Annotated in this window: 13 protein-coding genes and 1 tRNA gene; 8 read left to right on the top strand and 6 right to left on the bottom strand. The window is 61.6% G+C overall.

Annotated elements, in window-relative coordinates:
- Positions 1–27: 27 nt before the first annotated feature.
- The 5 genes from RS694_RS04370 to RS694_RS04390 form a co-directional block, all read right to left on the bottom strand.
- Positions 28–711, bottom strand: coding sequence for a DUF4286 family protein (locus tag RS694_RS04370; protein WP_029709648.1), 684 nt, complete (start codon positions 709–711; stop codon positions 28–30).
- Between the two features lie 53 nt (positions 712–764).
- Positions 765–2,438 carry a sensor domain-containing diguanylate cyclase gene (locus RS694_RS04375; protein WP_029709649.1) on the bottom strand — a complete coding sequence of 558 codons (1,674 nt, stop codon included), beginning with the start codon at positions 2,436–2,438 and terminating at the stop codon, positions 765–767.
- Between the two features lie 106 nt (positions 2,439–2,544).
- The gene (locus RS694_RS04380) at positions 2,545–3,375 is read right to left on the bottom strand and encodes a PIG-L deacetylase family protein (RefSeq protein WP_029709650.1); all 831 of its coding nucleotides are present in this window, start codon (positions 3,373–3,375) and stop codon (positions 2,545–2,547) included.
- A 105-nt stretch (positions 3,376–3,480) separates the two neighbouring features.
- On the bottom strand, positions 3,481–3,927 hold the full coding sequence (locus tag RS694_RS04385; RefSeq protein ID WP_076069385.1) for a MerR family transcriptional regulator: 447 nt from the start codon (positions 3,925–3,927) through the stop codon (positions 3,481–3,483).
- Positions 3,928–3,940: 13 nt separating this feature from the next.
- Positions 3,941–4,237, bottom strand: a complete 297-nt coding sequence (locus RS694_RS04390; protein WP_029709652.1) for an SCP2 sterol-binding domain-containing protein — start codon at positions 4,235–4,237, stop codon at positions 3,941–3,943.
- 166 nt (positions 4,238–4,403) lie between these two features.
- Between RS694_RS04390 and RS694_RS04395 the strand changes: the two genes are divergently transcribed.
- From RS694_RS04395 to greB, 8 genes are all read left to right on the top strand, one after another.
- On the top strand, positions 4,404–6,014 hold the full coding sequence (locus RS694_RS04395; protein ID WP_029709653.1) for an acyl-CoA carboxylase subunit beta: 1,611 nt from the start codon (positions 4,404–4,406) through the stop codon (positions 6,012–6,014).
- A gap of 39 nt (positions 6,015–6,053) precedes the next feature.
- On the top strand, positions 6,054–7,208 hold the full coding sequence (locus tag RS694_RS04400; RefSeq protein WP_029709654.1) for an acyl-CoA dehydrogenase family protein: 1,155 nt from the start codon (positions 6,054–6,056) through the stop codon (positions 7,206–7,208).
- Positions 7,209–7,216: 8 nt separating this feature from the next.
- The gene (locus tag RS694_RS04405) at positions 7,217–8,035 is read left to right on the top strand and encodes an enoyl-CoA hydratase/isomerase family protein (protein ID WP_029709655.1); all 819 of its coding nucleotides are present in this window, start codon (positions 7,217–7,219) and stop codon (positions 8,033–8,035) included.
- The gene (locus RS694_RS04410; RefSeq protein ID WP_029709656.1) at positions 8,032–9,996 is read left to right on the top strand and encodes an acetyl-CoA carboxylase biotin carboxylase subunit; all 1,965 of its coding nucleotides are present in this window, start codon (positions 8,032–8,034) and stop codon (positions 9,994–9,996) included. The genes RS694_RS04405 and RS694_RS04410 overlap by 4 nt, the downstream gene beginning before the upstream one ends.
- The gene (locus RS694_RS04415; RefSeq protein ID WP_029709657.1) at positions 9,993–10,868 is read left to right on the top strand and encodes a beta-keto acid cleavage family enzyme; all 876 of its coding nucleotides are present in this window, start codon (positions 9,993–9,995) and stop codon (positions 10,866–10,868) included. The genes RS694_RS04410 and RS694_RS04415 overlap by 4 nt, the downstream gene beginning before the upstream one ends.
- A 37-nt stretch (positions 10,869–10,905) precedes the next feature.
- A tRNA-Arg gene (locus RS694_RS04420) sits at positions 10,906–10,982 on the top strand.
- Between the two features lie 171 nt (positions 10,983–11,153).
- A complete protein-coding gene (locus tag RS694_RS04425; protein ID WP_051392164.1) occupies positions 11,154–11,984 on the top strand; it encodes a GGDEF domain-containing protein in 831 nt (276 codons plus the stop codon).
- A 71-nt stretch (positions 11,985–12,055) separates the two neighbouring features.
- A complete protein-coding gene (gene greB, locus RS694_RS04430; RefSeq protein WP_029709659.1) occupies positions 12,056–12,613 on the top strand; it encodes a transcription elongation factor GreB in 558 nt (185 codons plus the stop codon).
- Here greB and RS694_RS04435 read toward each other — a convergent pair.
- On the bottom strand, positions 12,610–14,847 hold the full coding sequence (locus RS694_RS04435) for a RelA/SpoT family protein (protein ID WP_037248558.1): 2,238 nt from the start codon (positions 14,845–14,847) through the stop codon (positions 12,610–12,612). The genes greB and RS694_RS04435 overlap by 4 nt on opposite strands.
- Positions 14,848–14,875: the final 28 nt, after the last annotated feature.

Consider the following 14,875-nt stretch of genomic DNA (forward strand, 5'->3'; position numbering starts at 1 on the left):
TGGGCATGACTGTCCACATCTGAATGGTCAGCCGACGTCCTCTGCGGTATTGGAATGCGACAACGCATAAACCCCGCGCAATGCACCCGCGCAAGCCCCGGCCGCTTCCAGCGCGGCGTCTGACAGCTCGGATGTGACAAGCGCCTGAAGTGCCTTCAGGTCGTATCCACACACAATAAAAATCCAGTCGGCCGCCGGATCGGGGCCGCCGCGAATCTTCTGCTCGGTGGTGGGGGCTATCTTCGGTGTCTGGTTCTGCAGCAAATGGCCTGCGGTGGTGCCAGGCCGTGTCGACAGGGTCTGGGCCAGTTCGCGCAAATGGCTTTGCAGCCGGTCTGCGGCGCCCTCGGCGGGGGAGATACGCACTGTCAGCGCGTGGCGCGACAGGGCGCCGCCACTGCTCTCCAGCACGCGGCATTGGCTGCGCACCATATTTCGATGGTGGGGCATCATCTTGGACGACCAGGGCGTGGGTGCATTGAGCCGCGCCAGGTAGCCGGGGGAGACCAGGGTCTCGTACGCTTCCAGCTCGTACATCACGAAGAAGCCTTCGCCACCGTCTGCGGCAGCCCAGCGCGAGCCGCGATGAAACCCCGGAATGCCCATGCGCTCCGGGAAGTGTTCATGGGTGTGCCAGTCCTCGAATTCGGCCCTGTGGTCGGACGCGATGTCCCACCACATGGCGATAGCCCCTTTGCCCAAAAGTGCCATGGTCTCTCCTTATTTGTCAGTGTAGATGGGGTCTATGCGGGAATAGCGCATTGCTAAATTCCCGCCACCCGATTGCGGCCGCTTTCCTTGGCCCGGTAAAGCGCCGCATCCGCCGCGCTGACAGACATGTCCTCATTGGCATCGTCCGGGTGCGCGGGTGCCACACCAATGCTGATGGTGACCTGACCCACCGGGGGCTGGGGTGTGGCGGCTACGGCGGTGCGAATTTTTTCGGCGACCAGCAAGGCCTCTTCCAGGCTGGTGGCGGGCAGTAGCACCAAAAATTCTTCACCACCGGTGCGGCCGACAAAGTCGGTGTCGCGCACCGTGGCGCGTATCGTTTGGGACACTTCGCGCAGCACGGCGTCGCCCGTGGCGTGGCCGTGGGTGTCGTTGACGCGTTTGAAGTGGTCTATGTCCAGCATCAGAGTGGCGTAGGGTTTGTCGGCGCGCTTCATGCGCAGGAATTCTTCGTGCAGCCGCTCCATGCTGGCCAGGCGGTTGCCCATGCCGGTGAGGGCGTCGCGGCGGGCCAGAAACTGCAGTTCTTCGTTGGCACGGGCGAGCTCGGCGGTGCGTTCCTCCACCTTCTTTTCGAGGTGTGCATTGGCGTCTTCCAGTGCCCGTCTGCGGCTGATCAAAGTGGCGGCCGTGCTGCGCAGGGCGTCCACCAGGTGTTCCACCTCGATGCTGCGTTGGGGGATGACCCATTGTAGGTCTTCGTTGCCCTGCTCGATCTGCCGGGCGCGTGCAGCCAGTTGCTCCAGTGGCTCGCCGAATCGCCGTGCAATCCAGTAGGCCATGAACAGCAAGATGACGGACATGGCCAGCGTGCCCAACAAGACGGCGCGCTGCAGGGTGCGCACCGGCGCCAGCGCCACGCTGGTGGGCTGGCGCACCACCACCTGCCAGCCCAGCGTTTGTGTGGGGCTGCGTTCGCGCACCGCGGCCTGCGCCGTCATGTATTCCTCCGCGCCGCCCCAGCGGTCAAAACCAACGGGCTGGCTGGTGTCCACCTTGCTGGGGGGCTGCACGCCCTCGGCGACTTTTTCGGGATAGATGATTTCCCGGTCTTTGGTGATGATGAAAATTTCTATGCCCTCGGCCTTGGCGTTGCCCGGCGTGGTGTTGCGTACGATGTCGGTCGCCCAGCGCCAGTGGGCATGGGCGCCCAGAACACCACGTACACGGCCTGCGGTGTCCAGCACGGGAGAGGCAAAGTCGATAAATCGCACAGGGCCTGCGTCACCACTTTCCGGCGGCAGCAGTTTGGCCAGCAGCACGGCGGAATGCAGGTCGCCCACATAGCTGCCTTTGAGGCCCGCGCCGAACCAGGGGCGGGCCGACACGTTGGCGTTGAGCAGTAGGTTTTGGGTGGAAACGCGTACCTGGCCTTGCGGGTCGGCAAAGCCGATCCACGAGTAGTGCGGGTAGGACTGTTGCAGGCGCTCTATGCTGCGCGTGAGTTCAGGGTCGGCATAGTCGGCGCGGCGAAACAGGGATGTTTGCGCCAGTAGGTCCACCTCACGCTGGCGTTCGCGCAGGTTTTCGGTCAGCGCATTGGCGGTGCTTGTGGCCAGGCCATGCAGCGCCTGGCCGCGGTCTGCCACCAGTTGCCGGGCATAGATATGGTCCAGGTACAGATAGCCTGGCAGGCCCACGCACAGCGCTAGCACACCCAAAATCAGGGTCAGACGGTATTTAAAGCTGCCAGGCAGAAAGTTCATCGGCTACGGTGTCGTGCCGGGATGTGTGCGGCACGGAGGGATTTTCAATGCCACCGATTCTGGATTCAATGCCCCCCGCTGGCAAGCCGATTAACGCCTGTTCACACTATTTCAGCGTTTCCACGTAATAGTGCTCGGAGTTCCAGATGCGGTGCACAAACCAGGCCGGGAAACCATAGTCGGCCTGCACATAGTCGCGTTGCGTGGCGTGGATCTCCCAGCCGCGTAGTTTGACCGCCGGGTTGCTGTAGATGCTGTATTGGGCCGGCGGCTGGTGGTCTGCCACCCACTTGCCGCGTTCGCCACCGACCAGGCGCATGGCTTTGCTGGGCGCCAGCGGGTAGGCGATGTGCTTGGGACCGGCGTAGCCGTCCACCGGCTTGGCACGCAGGCGCTCAGCAGCAATCTTGGCAACCTTGCCCATGCGCATGTGGTCATTGTGTTTGGAAAAACCGCTCTCGGGCCAGAAGGTGGCCAGCGTGTCGGGCTTCCACAGCACCATGCGCGCCTGCACGGCGGCGATGAGCTCTTCCTCGGGCACGGTGATGACGCCGCTGTCGGGGTAGTTCAGCACGTCATGGGCTTCCACGCCCAGCGCGTAGCTGTTGACCAGCGTTTCCGCCATGCGCACGGCGCCCAGGTCTTTTTGCCGGGCGATCTGCGGGTGCTGCTGGCCGGCTTCGCCACGGGTGGCGGTGAGCATGTAGGTCTTGGCACCTTCGGCGCGGGCCTGCACCAGCAGGCCGGCCACCAGTTGCTCGTCGTCCGGGTGGGCGCCGACAAACAGGATGCTGTGGTCGCCAAACTCGGCGGGCCGGGACGCTACGGTTTTGGCGCTGGCTTCGTCAAACTGGGTCTTGAACCAGTACAGGCCGCCCGCGGCCACCAGGACCAACACGCCGGCCAGACCAAGTACACCGATCAGAACTTTTTTCATAGGAGAGGCGTGTGGCACTGACGGGCACAGCATGGTTGCGCCAAGAGTGCTTCACTATTGATAGCTGATTGCGCAATACCCATGAGGGCTAGGGCCCGATTTTGCCTAAATTTTCTTGCTGCGCTTGCGCTCGTCCAGGTGTTTGCGGCAGGTGGTGTTGATCACGCGCAGCTCGGCCAGGGTGGCGTCGATGTGGGCGCGCTTTTTCTCCAGCTCGGCAATTTCCTGGTCGGTGCGCTCAATGACGTAGGTGAGCTGCTGCGCCCGGCCTTCGCCCTGGTCGCCATACAGGTCCAGGTAACGCTTGATCTCGGACAGCGGCGAACCAATCGCCTTGGCGCGCAGGATGAGTGACAGGCGGGCGCGGTCACGCCGCGTGTAGACACGGGCACCGTTGATGCGCCGTGGCGCCAACAGGCCCTTGTCTTCGTAAAAACGCAAGGCGCGCAGGGTGATGCCGAACTCGCGGCACAGCTCGGTGATGCCGAACAGCTCGGAGGTGCCTTCGTCGCGGTGCGAGTCGACGAAGGCCTGCGCGTCTGATTTGCCCATTTCAGTGCACGCTTTAGATGACGCGCTGCAGGCGCATGGCCACGCTCATGTCGCCAGACACCTTGAGCTTGCCAGCCATGAAGCCAGTGGCAGGGTCCAGGTCGCCGTCCAGCATGGCTTGCAGGTTGTCCATGGTGATGCCCACGGTGCAATCTGCGTCGGTGTTGTCGTTGGTCACGGTGTTGGGGGTGGACTTGCCATCCACAAACACCACACCGTCTGCGCCGCAGTCGAACTTGACGCTGGCGTTCAGGCCGCTGTCTGCACCGACTTTGGTGCGGATGGCTTGGGTAATGGTATCGAGGGACATGGTGTTTTTCCTTGGGGTTCAGTTAGTGGGTAGTCAAAGCTACGTGCCGGATGCTAGCAGCCTTACGTCACGTTAAGACTAGTATAAACACCTATAGGGTAACTAGTTGACGTTAACGTAACCGTAGCATCTAATGCGTCATATTCTGCAGAGGACCCGTATCGCCATGCCTGCCATCCGTTCCAAGATCAATCCCCGCTCCGACGCGTTCGCCGCCAATGCCCAGCGCATGGAAGGCCTGCTGGCCGAGGTGCAGCGCCTGGAGGGACTGGTAATTGCCGAGTCCGAATCCAAACGCGACAAGTTCGAAAAGCGCAAACAACTGTTGCCACGGGAACGTGTGGCGCGCCTGTTGGACCGCGGCACACCGTTCCTCGAAATCAGCCGCCTGGCCGGCCTGAATATGCACGACGACGACGGCAAGAAGTCGGTGCTGGGCGGCGGTTCCATCGTTGGCATTGGCGTGGTGGCGGGCAAGCGTTGCGTGGTGTCGGTGAACGACAGCGCGGTCAAGGGCGGCACCGTGGCGCCCATGGGCCTGAAGAAGGGCTTGCGTATTCAGCAGATCGCGCAAGAGAACAAGTTGCCCATCATTTCCCTGGTGGAAAGCGGTGGCGCCAACCTGATGTACCAGAGCGAAATTTTTATCGAAGGCGGGCGCAGCTTTGCCAACCAGGCGCGCATGTCGGCCTCAGGCATTCCGCAGATTGCCGTGGTGCATGGCTCCAGCACGGCGGGCGGTGCCTATCTGCCAGGCCTGTCGGACTATGTGATTTTGGTGCGCGGGCGTTCCAGCATTTACCTGGCCGGCCCGCCGCTGGTGAAAGCCGCGATTGGCGAAGACTGCACCGACGATGAACTGGGCGGCGCCGAAACGCATGCGCAGGTCACCGGCCTGGGCGAGTACCTGACCGAAGACGACGCCCACGCGATTGCCATGGCGCGCGAGGTCATGGACAAACTCAAGTGGGACGCTGCACCGGCCGTAACCCCCTTTGCCGAGCCGCTGTTTGACGAACAGGAACTGATGGGCATAGTCCCCGCCGACGAGCGCGAGCCGTATGACGTGCGTGAAGTGATTGCACGGCTGGTGGATGGCTCGGACTTTTTGGAGTTCAAGGCCAGCTACGCACCTGAGATGATGTGTGGCCATGCGCGTGTGCAGGGCCAACTGGTCGGCATTCTGGGCAACAACGGCCCCATCCAGCCCAGCGGCTCCACCAAAGCGGCGCAGTTCATCCAGTTGTGCGACCAGAGCGGCACGCCGCTGGTCTTCTTGCAAAACACCACGGGCTATATGGTGGGCTCTGCGGCCGAGCGCGGTGGCGCCATCAAACACGGCTCCAAGATGATCCAAGCGGTGGCCAATGCACGTGTGCCCAAGTTCACCTTCATCCTGGGCGGTTCTTACGGTGCGGGCAACTACGGCATGTGCGGTCGCGGTTTTGATCCGCGCTTCATCTTCGCCTGGCCCAGCGCACGCACGGCCGTGATGGGCGGCGCGCAAGCGGCCAAGGTGATGGACATTGTCAATCGCGCCAAACTGGAACGCATGGGGCAAGTGGCCAATGACGAAGCATTGCAAGCCATGTCCGACGGCCTGCGCCAGCGGCTGGACAAGGAATCGGCCGCGCTGTTTGGCACGGCCCGCCTGTGGGACGACGGCATCATCGATCCGCGCGATACGCGCCGCATTCTGGGCCTGTGCCTGGCCCTGGCCGATGAAGCCGAGAAACGCACTTTGCGCCCCAACACCTTTGGTGTGGCCCGCATGTAAATCACACCCTCCAAAAAACATTAACCCGAGCAGACAAAAATGAAATTCACCCCTGAGCACACGCAGATATCCGACACGGTGCGCAAGTTCGTCGCCAACGAGATCAACCCCTTCACCGCCGAGTGGGAAAAGGCCGGCCAGTTCCCCGCACACAAGCTGTTCAAGAAGATGGGCGACCTGGGCCTGTTGGGCATCAAGTACCCCACCGAGTTTGGCGGCATGGGGCTGGACTTCAGCTACTCCATGGTGGCGGCAGAAGCGCTGGGTGACTGCAACGTGGGCGGTGTACCTATGGCCATTGGCGTGCAGACCGATATGTGCACCCCGGCGCTGGCACGCTTTGGCTCCGATGAGCTGCGCCACGAATTCCTGGCACCAGCCATTGCAGGTGACATGGTGGGCTGTATTGGTGTGAGCGAAGTGGGTGGAGGCTCTGACGTGGCTGCGCTCAAGACCACCGCCACCAAAGACGGCGGCGACTACCTGATCAACGGCTCCAAGATGTGGATCACCAACGGCATGCAAGCCGACTGGTGCTGCCTGCTGGTCAACACCAGCGAAGGCGCCGTGCACAAGAACAAGTCGCTGATCATGGTGCGGCTGGACAGCCCCGGCGTCACGCGCCAAAAGATCGAAAAAATCGGCATGCACAGCAGCGACACCGCCCAACTGTTCTTTGACAACGTGCGTGTGCCGCAGAAAAATCTGATTGGGCAAGAGGGCGCGGGCTTCATGTTCCAGATGCTGCAGTTCCAGGAAGAGCGCCTGTACGGTGCCGCCGGTTCGCTGCGTTCGCTGGACAATCTGATCGACCAGACCATTGATTACACGCGCCAGCGCAAGACTTTTGGCCAGCCCATCCTCAACAACCAGGTCGTGCACTTCCGCCTGGCAGAGCTGCGCACCGAAGTGGAAGCGCTGCGCGCGCTGACCTACCGTGCGGTGGAGCAATACGTGGGCGGCAAAGATGTGACCAAGCTGGCGTCCATGGCCAAGCTCAAAGCCGGGCGCCTCTCCCGCGAAGTGGCCGATACCTGCCTGCAGTACTGGGGTGGCATGGGTTACACGGCCGACAACCCGATCTCGCAAGCCTTTCGCGATGGCAGGTTGATTTCCATTGGCGGCGGCGCCGACGAGATCATGCTGGGCATCATCTGCAAGCTCGAAGGCACTTTGCCCGGAAAACAGCAATGACTATTGCTATGAATTTAGTAGCTGTCTGCGCAGAACAGACGGGGGATACGCTGCAAATTACCTTGAATCGTCCTGAAGCGCGCAATGCTATGTCGTTGCAGATGGTGGGGGAGTTGTGCCAGGTGCTGCAGGCGGCGGAAGCCACTGCGGGTCAACCGGATGCCGTGCGCGTGGTGGTGTTGCGCGGTGCGGGCGGGCACTTCTGCGCTGGCGGTGATCTGAAAGACATGGCTGCGGCGCGTATGCAAACCATGCAGAAGGCGGATGGCGCCGAAGACCCGATTGCGAAGGTAAACGCTGAGTTCGGCGCGCTGTGTGTGGCCTATGCGAACACACCGCTGGCTGTTGTCGCCGTACTCGAAGGCACAGTCATGGGCGGTGGTTTTGGCCTGGCCTGTGTGGCTGATGTGGCAATTGCCACGGAGACCGCAAGCTTCCGTTTGCCCGAGACCTCTTTGGGCGTGGTGCCCGCACAGATTGCGCCGTTCCTCGTCGAACGCCTGGGCTATTCGCAGGCGAAGCGCCTGGCGGTCACCGGTGGTCGTCTTGACGCTGCTGCAGCTTTGCACCTTGGCTTGGTGCATGAAGTCACCGGCACTGCTACCGTGCAAACCGTGCTGGACCGCGTGCTGGCCGACATCCTGGCCTGCGCACCCGGCGCATTGGCTGCGACCAAGGCCTTGATGGCACGTGCACGGCTGGAGACACCACAGAGTCTGGTACAGGACGCCGCCGCCATTTTCTCCCGCGCTGCCATGGGCCCCGAAGGTCTGGAAGGCATGACCGCATTTATTCAGAAACGCAAACCACAGTGGGCTTTGCCATGACATTCTCAAAAATCCTGATCGCCAACCGCGGAGAAATCGCCTGCAGGGTGATTCGTACTGCACGCAAGCTCGGTTACCAAACCGTGGCCGTCTACAGCGACGCCGACCGCGATGCGCCGCACGTCGCGCTGGCCGATGAAGCCGTGCACATTGGCGCCTCGCCTGCATCCGAGTCGTACCTGAAGTTCGGCGCCATCCTCGACGCTGCGCGCAAGACCGGCGCCGACGCACTGCACCCTGGCTACGGTTTCTTGAGCGAGAACGCCGCCTTTGCACAAGCCTGTGTGGACGCCGGTGTCGTCTTTATCGGGCCACCTCCCAGCGCCATTACCGCCATGGGCGACAAGGCGCTGGCCAAGAAGCGCATGCTGGAAGCGGGCGTGCCCTGCGCGCCCGGTTATCTGGGTGCGGACCAAAGCGATGCAGCCTTGACGGCCGAGGCCAAGAAGCTCGGCTATCCGCTGCTGGTGAAAGCCGTGGCCGGTGGCGGCGGCCGTGGCATGCGACTGGTACGCAGCGATGCTGAACTGCAGCAAGGCATCGAAGGCGCACGCCGCGAGGCGACCAGCGCGTTTGGCGACGGCACGTTGATGCTGGAGCGCCTGATCGACAACGGCCGCCATATCGAGATGCAGGTATTCGCCGACGCACATGGCAACGCGGTGTATCTTGGCGAGCGCGACTGCACCGCCCAGCGTCGCCGCCAGAAGGTGATTGAAGAGGCGCCTTCCCCCGTGGTGAGCCCCGCGATGCGCGAAGCGATGGGCAAAGACGCCGTCGCTGCCGCACTGGCCGTGGGCTACCGTGGTGCGGGCACGGTGGAGTTCATCGTCGATGACAAGCTCAACCATTACTTCCTGGAGATGAATACGCGTTTGCAGGTCGAGCATCCGGTGACCGAATGCATCACGGGTTACGACCTTGTGGAGTGGCAGTTGCAAGTGGCTGCGGGTGATCCCTTGCCTGCGAAGCAGAGTGACATCACGTTGACCGGCCACGCGATTGAAGCGCGCCTGTATGTGGAAGACCCCTACAGCAGCTTTGCACCACAGACCGGCACGGTTGTTTGGTGGAAACCAGAGAACGCATTGCATGGTGGAGTTCGTGTGGACGACGGCATTCGCCAGGGCAGTGTGGTGTCTCCGTTTTACGACCCCATGGTTGCCAAAATCATCGTGCATGGCCGTGACCGCGACGACGCGATCCGCCGCCTGCGTGCAGCGCTGGCGAACACGCCACTACTGGGCTTGAAGAACAATGGCCGTTTCCTGAGTGACCTGGTGGATCACCCGGCCTTCCGCAAGGCCGAGATGACGACGACGCTGATCGACCACTGGCTGGAGCAAGGCGAGCCTTTGTTGCAAACACCAGTAGCCAGCGATGCCGCATGGCAAGTTGCTGCCGTCGCATTGGCGATGCAGCAAGGCAACAGCTGGCGTTCCAACAGCGTGGCCGCCTACGGTTTCAAACTGCAGTGCGCAGATACCGTGCGCGCGGTGCGCGTGCAGCCCGACCGCCATGGCAACGTGGCAGTGACGGTGGACAGTGCCAGCGTGCAGGCCAAGGTCGTTCACTTCGAAGATGGCGTGTTGCGCCTGGAGCTGGATGGCGTGGCGCAAACGGCTATCGCGGTGTTTGCAGGTGCTAATTTGCATCTTGCCTACGCAGGCCATGCACATGTCTTCACGGAAGTCTCGGCATTCCCCAATGCCGATGCGCTGAAGGACGCCAGTCGTGCCCGTTCGCCGGTGGCCGGCAAGGTCACGCAGGTGCTGGTGACACCAGGGGCTGCGGTAGAAAACGGCCAGCAACTCGTGTGTGTGGAAGCCATGAAGATGGAAATGTGGCTGTGCGCCGAAAGCGCGGGTACGGTCAAGGCCGTTCACGCCAAGGCCGGCGACCAAGTGGAGTCCGGCGCACTGCTGGTCGAGCTCGAAATCAATACCAAGAAGGAAGCATGATGGAAAAAGCAATTCTGACCTGCGCGCTCACCGGCGTGCTCACCAACCCCAAGCAACACCCCGTTCCGGTCACGCCTGCACAAATGGCGGCCGAAGCGCGTGATGCGTTCAACGCCGGCGCGTCCATCATGCACGTGCATGTACGCAGCCAGGAAGAAGGCATGGGTCACATGCCCTCGTGGGACCCGGAAGTCATGGCTTCGGTGGTGGATGCGATTCGCGCCGCCTGCCCGGGTGTCATCATCAACCTGACCACCGGTGTGGTGGGCAAAGACGTGTCGGGCCCGCTGGCCTGCATCCGCCGGGTCAAGCCGGAGATTGCTGCCTGCAATGCCGGTAGTCTGAATTACCTGAAGATCAAGGAAGACGGCAACTGGGCCTGGCCGCCCATGGTGTTCGACAACCCCGTATCCAAGGTGCAGCAGTTCCTGGACGTAATGGCCGAGTGCGGTACCCACCCAGAATTTGAATGCTTCGACGTGGGCATCGTGCGCGCTGTGGGCATGTTCGTGAAGAACGGCATGCTCAAGCCCGAGATGGGCCGTCCCGAATACAACCTGGTGATGGGCGTGGCCTCGGGCATGCCTTGCGACGCTGACCTGCTGGCACTGTTGCCACAGTGGATGGTGCCCAACAGCGTGTGGCAAGCCACGCTGATTGGCCGCCAGGAAATCTGGCCCGTGCACCAAAAGACTGCCGATCTGGGCGGCATGTTGCGCACCGGTCTGGAAGACACCTTCTATTTGCCCAATGGCGAACGTGCGGCCGGCAATGGTGCCTTGATCACCGAACTGGCTGCCTGCGCCCAGCGCGCGGGGCGGTCTATCGCCAGCCCGCAGGAAGCGCGCGCCCTGCTCGGCCTTCGTCACTAGACTGACCCTAAAATCCTGTGGTATACTTCGAGGCTTAGCGGCTGTAGCTCAGTTGGATAGAGTACTTGGCTACGAACCAAGGGGTCGTGGGTTCAATTCCTGCCAGCCGCACCAAACGTGAAACCCTGGAACAGCAATGTTCCAGGGTTTTTTCGTTTCTGCGCCCAGCGCGCCGCGTGCGACCTTCCGCACGGGTGGGTTTCCGTGAAGGACGGTGCGTCAACGCACAGATGGATGGTCTCGCGCAAGCTAGTCTGTGGGTACTTCCCACCACATACCATCCTCATGAACAATCCCCCCATACAACCGTCGCCCAGCCTGGCTCCCAGCGAGTCTCTCAGCAGTGTCTTGGGGCAAGCGGAGCATGTTCAGGTGTTGGTGGAACAAAGCGCGCTGGAGTTGTCCACCGTCAATTCTGTGCTGGAGCAGGAAGTAGGTGTGCAGGCAAATTCACCCGAGGTACAGCAGGCGCTGGTGCAAAGCCAGGCTGTGGAGGAAAAGGTTCAAGACGCATCCGACAAGCTGGCGTTGGTGACACAAGCGCTGGAAGAGGAAATCCGCGAGCGCCATGCCATGGGGGCGGAGCTTGCGTTGGTCACCCAGCAGGAGCAGTTGGCGCGCCATGCCGCCTTGCACGATGCGCTGACCGGCTTGCCAAACCGGACCCTGTTCCATGACCGTCTGGAGCATGGCTTGGCACAGGCCCGTCGACACGAGCTGGCGCTGGCCGTGATGTTTCTGGATCTGGATGGTTTCAAGCAGGTCAATGACACCTACGGCCACGACGTGGGCGACGCGGTGCTGCAGACGGTTGCAGAACGGCTGACGGAAAACACGCGCGACGACGATACCGTCAGTCGCCTTGGTGGGGACGAATTCTTGTACTTGTTAATGGGGGCGACTGACGAGCAGTCCGTTGCCAACCTGGCCCAGAAGATCGTTAATCGGATTCAGGTACCGTGCCAACTCAGTGTGGGTGAGATCCGTGTGCAACTGAGCATAGGCGTTGCACTGTTTCCCAAACACGGAGAAACTGCCGAGGCCCTGATCAAAGCGGCGGACACTGCCATGTATCTGGCCAAACGTGACCGCAGTGGCTACACATTCGCAAAATAGCCAAGCCGGAATCAGGCCACCGATACAATGAAATCAGCCACGGAGTGCCGTGGACTGCATTGAACGGAATCATGAGCAAGGCCTTTACCAAAGAGTCTGACAACGGCACTGACGACGATGAGTTGCAGTTGCCCGCGCTTCCCGCAGGCGGCAAAAATTACATCACCCCGCTGGGCTATGCCACGTTGCGCGACGAGCTGCTGGACCTGATCGACAACGAACGGCCCAAGGTGGTGGAAGTGGTGCACTGGGCGGCCAGCAATGGCGACCGCTCGGAGAACGGCGATTACCTCTACGGCAAGAAGCGCTTGCGCGAGATTGACAGGCGCATCCGTTTTTTGACCAAACGCCTGGAAATTGCCGAAATCACCGACCCTGCCATTCATTACGGAAACGAGCAGATTTTCTTCGGGGCGACCGTGACCTATGTGGATGAAACGGGGCTGGAGCGTACGGTCACCATCAAGGGAATCGACGAAGCCAATAGCGCGCAGGGGGAAGTGAGCTGGATTTCGCCCATTGCCAGAACCTTGCTTAAGGCCCGCGAGGGGGACGAACTCAAACTGGTGATGCCAGATCGCGTGGGCGATATCGAGGTGCTGAAAGTCAGCTACCCCAAGCCCGCTTAGCCGGGGCTAGCGCCCTTGTTGCGCTCGGCGCGCAGTACCGATGCTGTACGCCGCAGGTTGCGCAGGGCCACTTCCATGTGTGCCGTATCGCGGACTGCAACGATAAAACGCAAATCGGTGGCGTCCTGTGCCGCCTCCTGGCCCATGTCGATGTGGATGATGTCGGCCTCTGCGGCCGCCAGCGCCGCCGCCACTTTGGCCAGCACGCCCTTGCCGTTGTTGACGGTCGCAATCAGATTGACCTCAAAGGCCCGCACTGGTTCGTCCGCCCAGTCCACACCAATGAAACGCTCACTGTCCTTGTGTTGCAGTTTTTTGGCAATCGCGCAGTCATGCACGTGCACCACCAGACCTTCGCCGCGGCCTAAGTAGCCCACGATCTCGTCGCCTGGAATCGGGCGACAGCATTGGGCAAACTGCACCGAAGCGTTCTCGCTGCCATCCAGCGTAATGGAGCCCAAAGAAGGCGACTCGTGTGCCGTGAAGCGCTCGCGGGTCAGCAGTAGTGCGTCAGGGCGCTCGCCAGCTTCTGTCAGCAGGTTGACTAAGCGCTTGGCCACAATGTTGGCGATGCGTTTGCCCAGGCCAATGTCGGTGAGCAGTTCCTGCCGGTTTTTATTGCCGGTAAAGCGCAACAGCTTGTCCCAGATAGGGGCGTAGGCGGGATCGTCGTCCGGAAAGCGTTCAATACCTTCGGAGCGCAGGGCCTGCGTCAACAGCTTGCCGCCCAGCCCTTCGGATTCGGTTTGCGCCAGTGTCTTGAGGTGGTGGCGGATCTTGGAGCGGGCCCGGCCCGTGCGCACAAAGCCCAGCCATGCAGGGTTGGGGGTCGATACCGGTGCGGTGACCACTTCCACCACATCGCCATTTTTAAGCTCGGTACGCAGCGGGACCTGCTCGCCATTGATGCGGGCCGCCATGGTGCGATCGCCCACGTTGCTGTGAATGGCGTAGGCAAAGTCGACCACGGTGGCGCCGCGCGGCAGCGCCATGATCTGGCTCTTGGGCGTGAACACATAGACGGCATCGGGAAACAGGTCGACCTTGACGTGGTCCCAGAATTCGGCGGCGTCGCGGGTTTCGTCCTGGATGTCCAGCAGGGATTGCAGCCATTTGGTCCCCAGGCGGTCGCTTCCCGCATCGCCGGGGTTATTGACCTTGTACAGCCAGTGCGCGGCCACACCCGACTCCGCCACGATGTGCATGGCTTCAGTGCGCATCTGGAATTCCACATTCACGCCCGACGGGCCGACCAGCGTGGTGTGCAGCGACTGGTAGCCGTTGAGCTTGGCGATGGCAATATGGTCCTTGAACTTGCCCGGTACCGGCTTGTAGAGTTGGTGCAGCATGCCCAGCGCGGTATAACAATCCACGACAGTAGGCACTAACACCCGAAATCCGTAAATATCGGTCACCTGGGCAAAACTCAGGTGTTTGCTGGTCATCTTCTTGTAGATGGAATACAGCGTCTTCTCGCGCCCGGCAATACGCACCGGCATCTTTGCGTCCGCAAACGTGGCTTCGACTTCCTTTTGCACCTTCTGGATCAGGTCGCGGCGGCGGCTGCGGGCCTTGGCTACGGCCTTGGACAGGATGGCATAGCGCCAGGGGCGCAGATGCTGGAATGACAGGTCCTGCAGTTCGCGGTAAGTCTGGTTCAGGCCCAAGCGGTGGGCAATGGGGGCATAGATTTCCAGCGTCTCAGAGGCGATGCGGCTCCACTTGCTGCGTGGCACGTCTGACAGCGTGCGCATGTTGTGCGAGCGGTCGGCCAGCTTGATCAGGATGACGCGTACATCGCGTGCCATGGCCAGCAGCATCTTGCGGAAGGACTCGGCCTGATTTTCCTCACGCGTGTTGAACTGCAGCTTGTCCAGTTTGGTCAGGCCGTCGACCAACTCTGCCACGGGGGAGCCAAACTTTTCGATGAGCTCGGTTTTTGTGACACCGCAGTCTTCCAGTGCGTCGTGCAGCAGGGCGGCCATCAGGGCCTGCGCGTCGAGTTTCCATTCAGCGCATTGACTGGCAACGGCGATCGGGTGGGTGATATAGGGCTCGCCGTTGTTGCGCAACTGGCCCAAATGGGCTTCGTCGGCAAACCGATACGCCAGGCGGACTTGTTCTGCGTCGGTGGGGGACAAATAGTCCAGTTTGGCTGTCAAACCCGCAAAGCTGGCAGCCGCAGCATTCAGGGCGGCGGTGTCTGGTAGTGTGAGTGGAAGCGGGGTACCCATGCCGTAAATGTAGCGCGCGGCAGAAACC

Source organism: Rhodoferax saidenbachensis (assembly GCF_001955715.1).
Taxonomy (GTDB): Bacteria; Pseudomonadota; Gammaproteobacteria; order Burkholderiales; family Burkholderiaceae_C; genus Allorhodoferax; species Allorhodoferax saidenbachensis.

Coding starts and splice junctions, on each gene's coding strand:
- RS694_RS04370 (WP_029709648.1), bottom strand. CDS start 711: ATGGCACTTTTGGGCAAAGGGGCTATCGCCATGTGGTGGGACATCGCG.
- RS694_RS04375 (WP_029709649.1), bottom strand. CDS start 2,438: ATGAACTTTCTGCCTGGCAGCTTTAAATACCGTCTGACCCTGATTTTG.
- RS694_RS04380 (WP_029709650.1), bottom strand. CDS start 3,375: ATGAAAAAAGTTCTGATCGGTGTACTTGGTCTGGCCGGCGTGTTGGTC.
- RS694_RS04385 (WP_076069385.1), bottom strand. CDS start 3,927: ATGGGCAAATCAGACGCGCAGGCCTTCGTCGACTCGCACCGCGACGAA.
- RS694_RS04390 (WP_029709652.1), bottom strand. CDS start 4,237: ATGTCCCTCGATACCATTACCCAAGCCATCCGCACCAAAGTCGGTGCA.
- RS694_RS04395 (WP_029709653.1), top strand. CDS start 4,404: ATGCCTGCCATCCGTTCCAAGATCAATCCCCGCTCCGACGCGTTCGCC.
- RS694_RS04400 (WP_029709654.1), top strand. CDS start 6,054: ATGAAATTCACCCCTGAGCACACGCAGATATCCGACACGGTGCGCAAG.
- RS694_RS04405 (WP_029709655.1), top strand. CDS start 7,217: ATGAATTTAGTAGCTGTCTGCGCAGAACAGACGGGGGATACGCTGCAA.
- RS694_RS04410 (WP_029709656.1), top strand. CDS start 8,032: ATGACATTCTCAAAAATCCTGATCGCCAACCGCGGAGAAATCGCCTGC.
- RS694_RS04415 (WP_029709657.1), top strand. CDS start 9,993: ATGATGGAAAAAGCAATTCTGACCTGCGCGCTCACCGGCGTGCTCACC.
- RS694_RS04425 (WP_051392164.1), top strand. CDS start 11,154: ATGAACAATCCCCCCATACAACCGTCGCCCAGCCTGGCTCCCAGCGAG.
- greB (WP_029709659.1), top strand. CDS start 12,056: ATGAGCAAGGCCTTTACCAAAGAGTCTGACAACGGCACTGACGACGAT.
- RS694_RS04435 (WP_037248558.1), bottom strand. CDS start 14,847: ATGGGTACCCCGCTTCCACTCACACTACCAGACACCGCCGCCCTGAAT.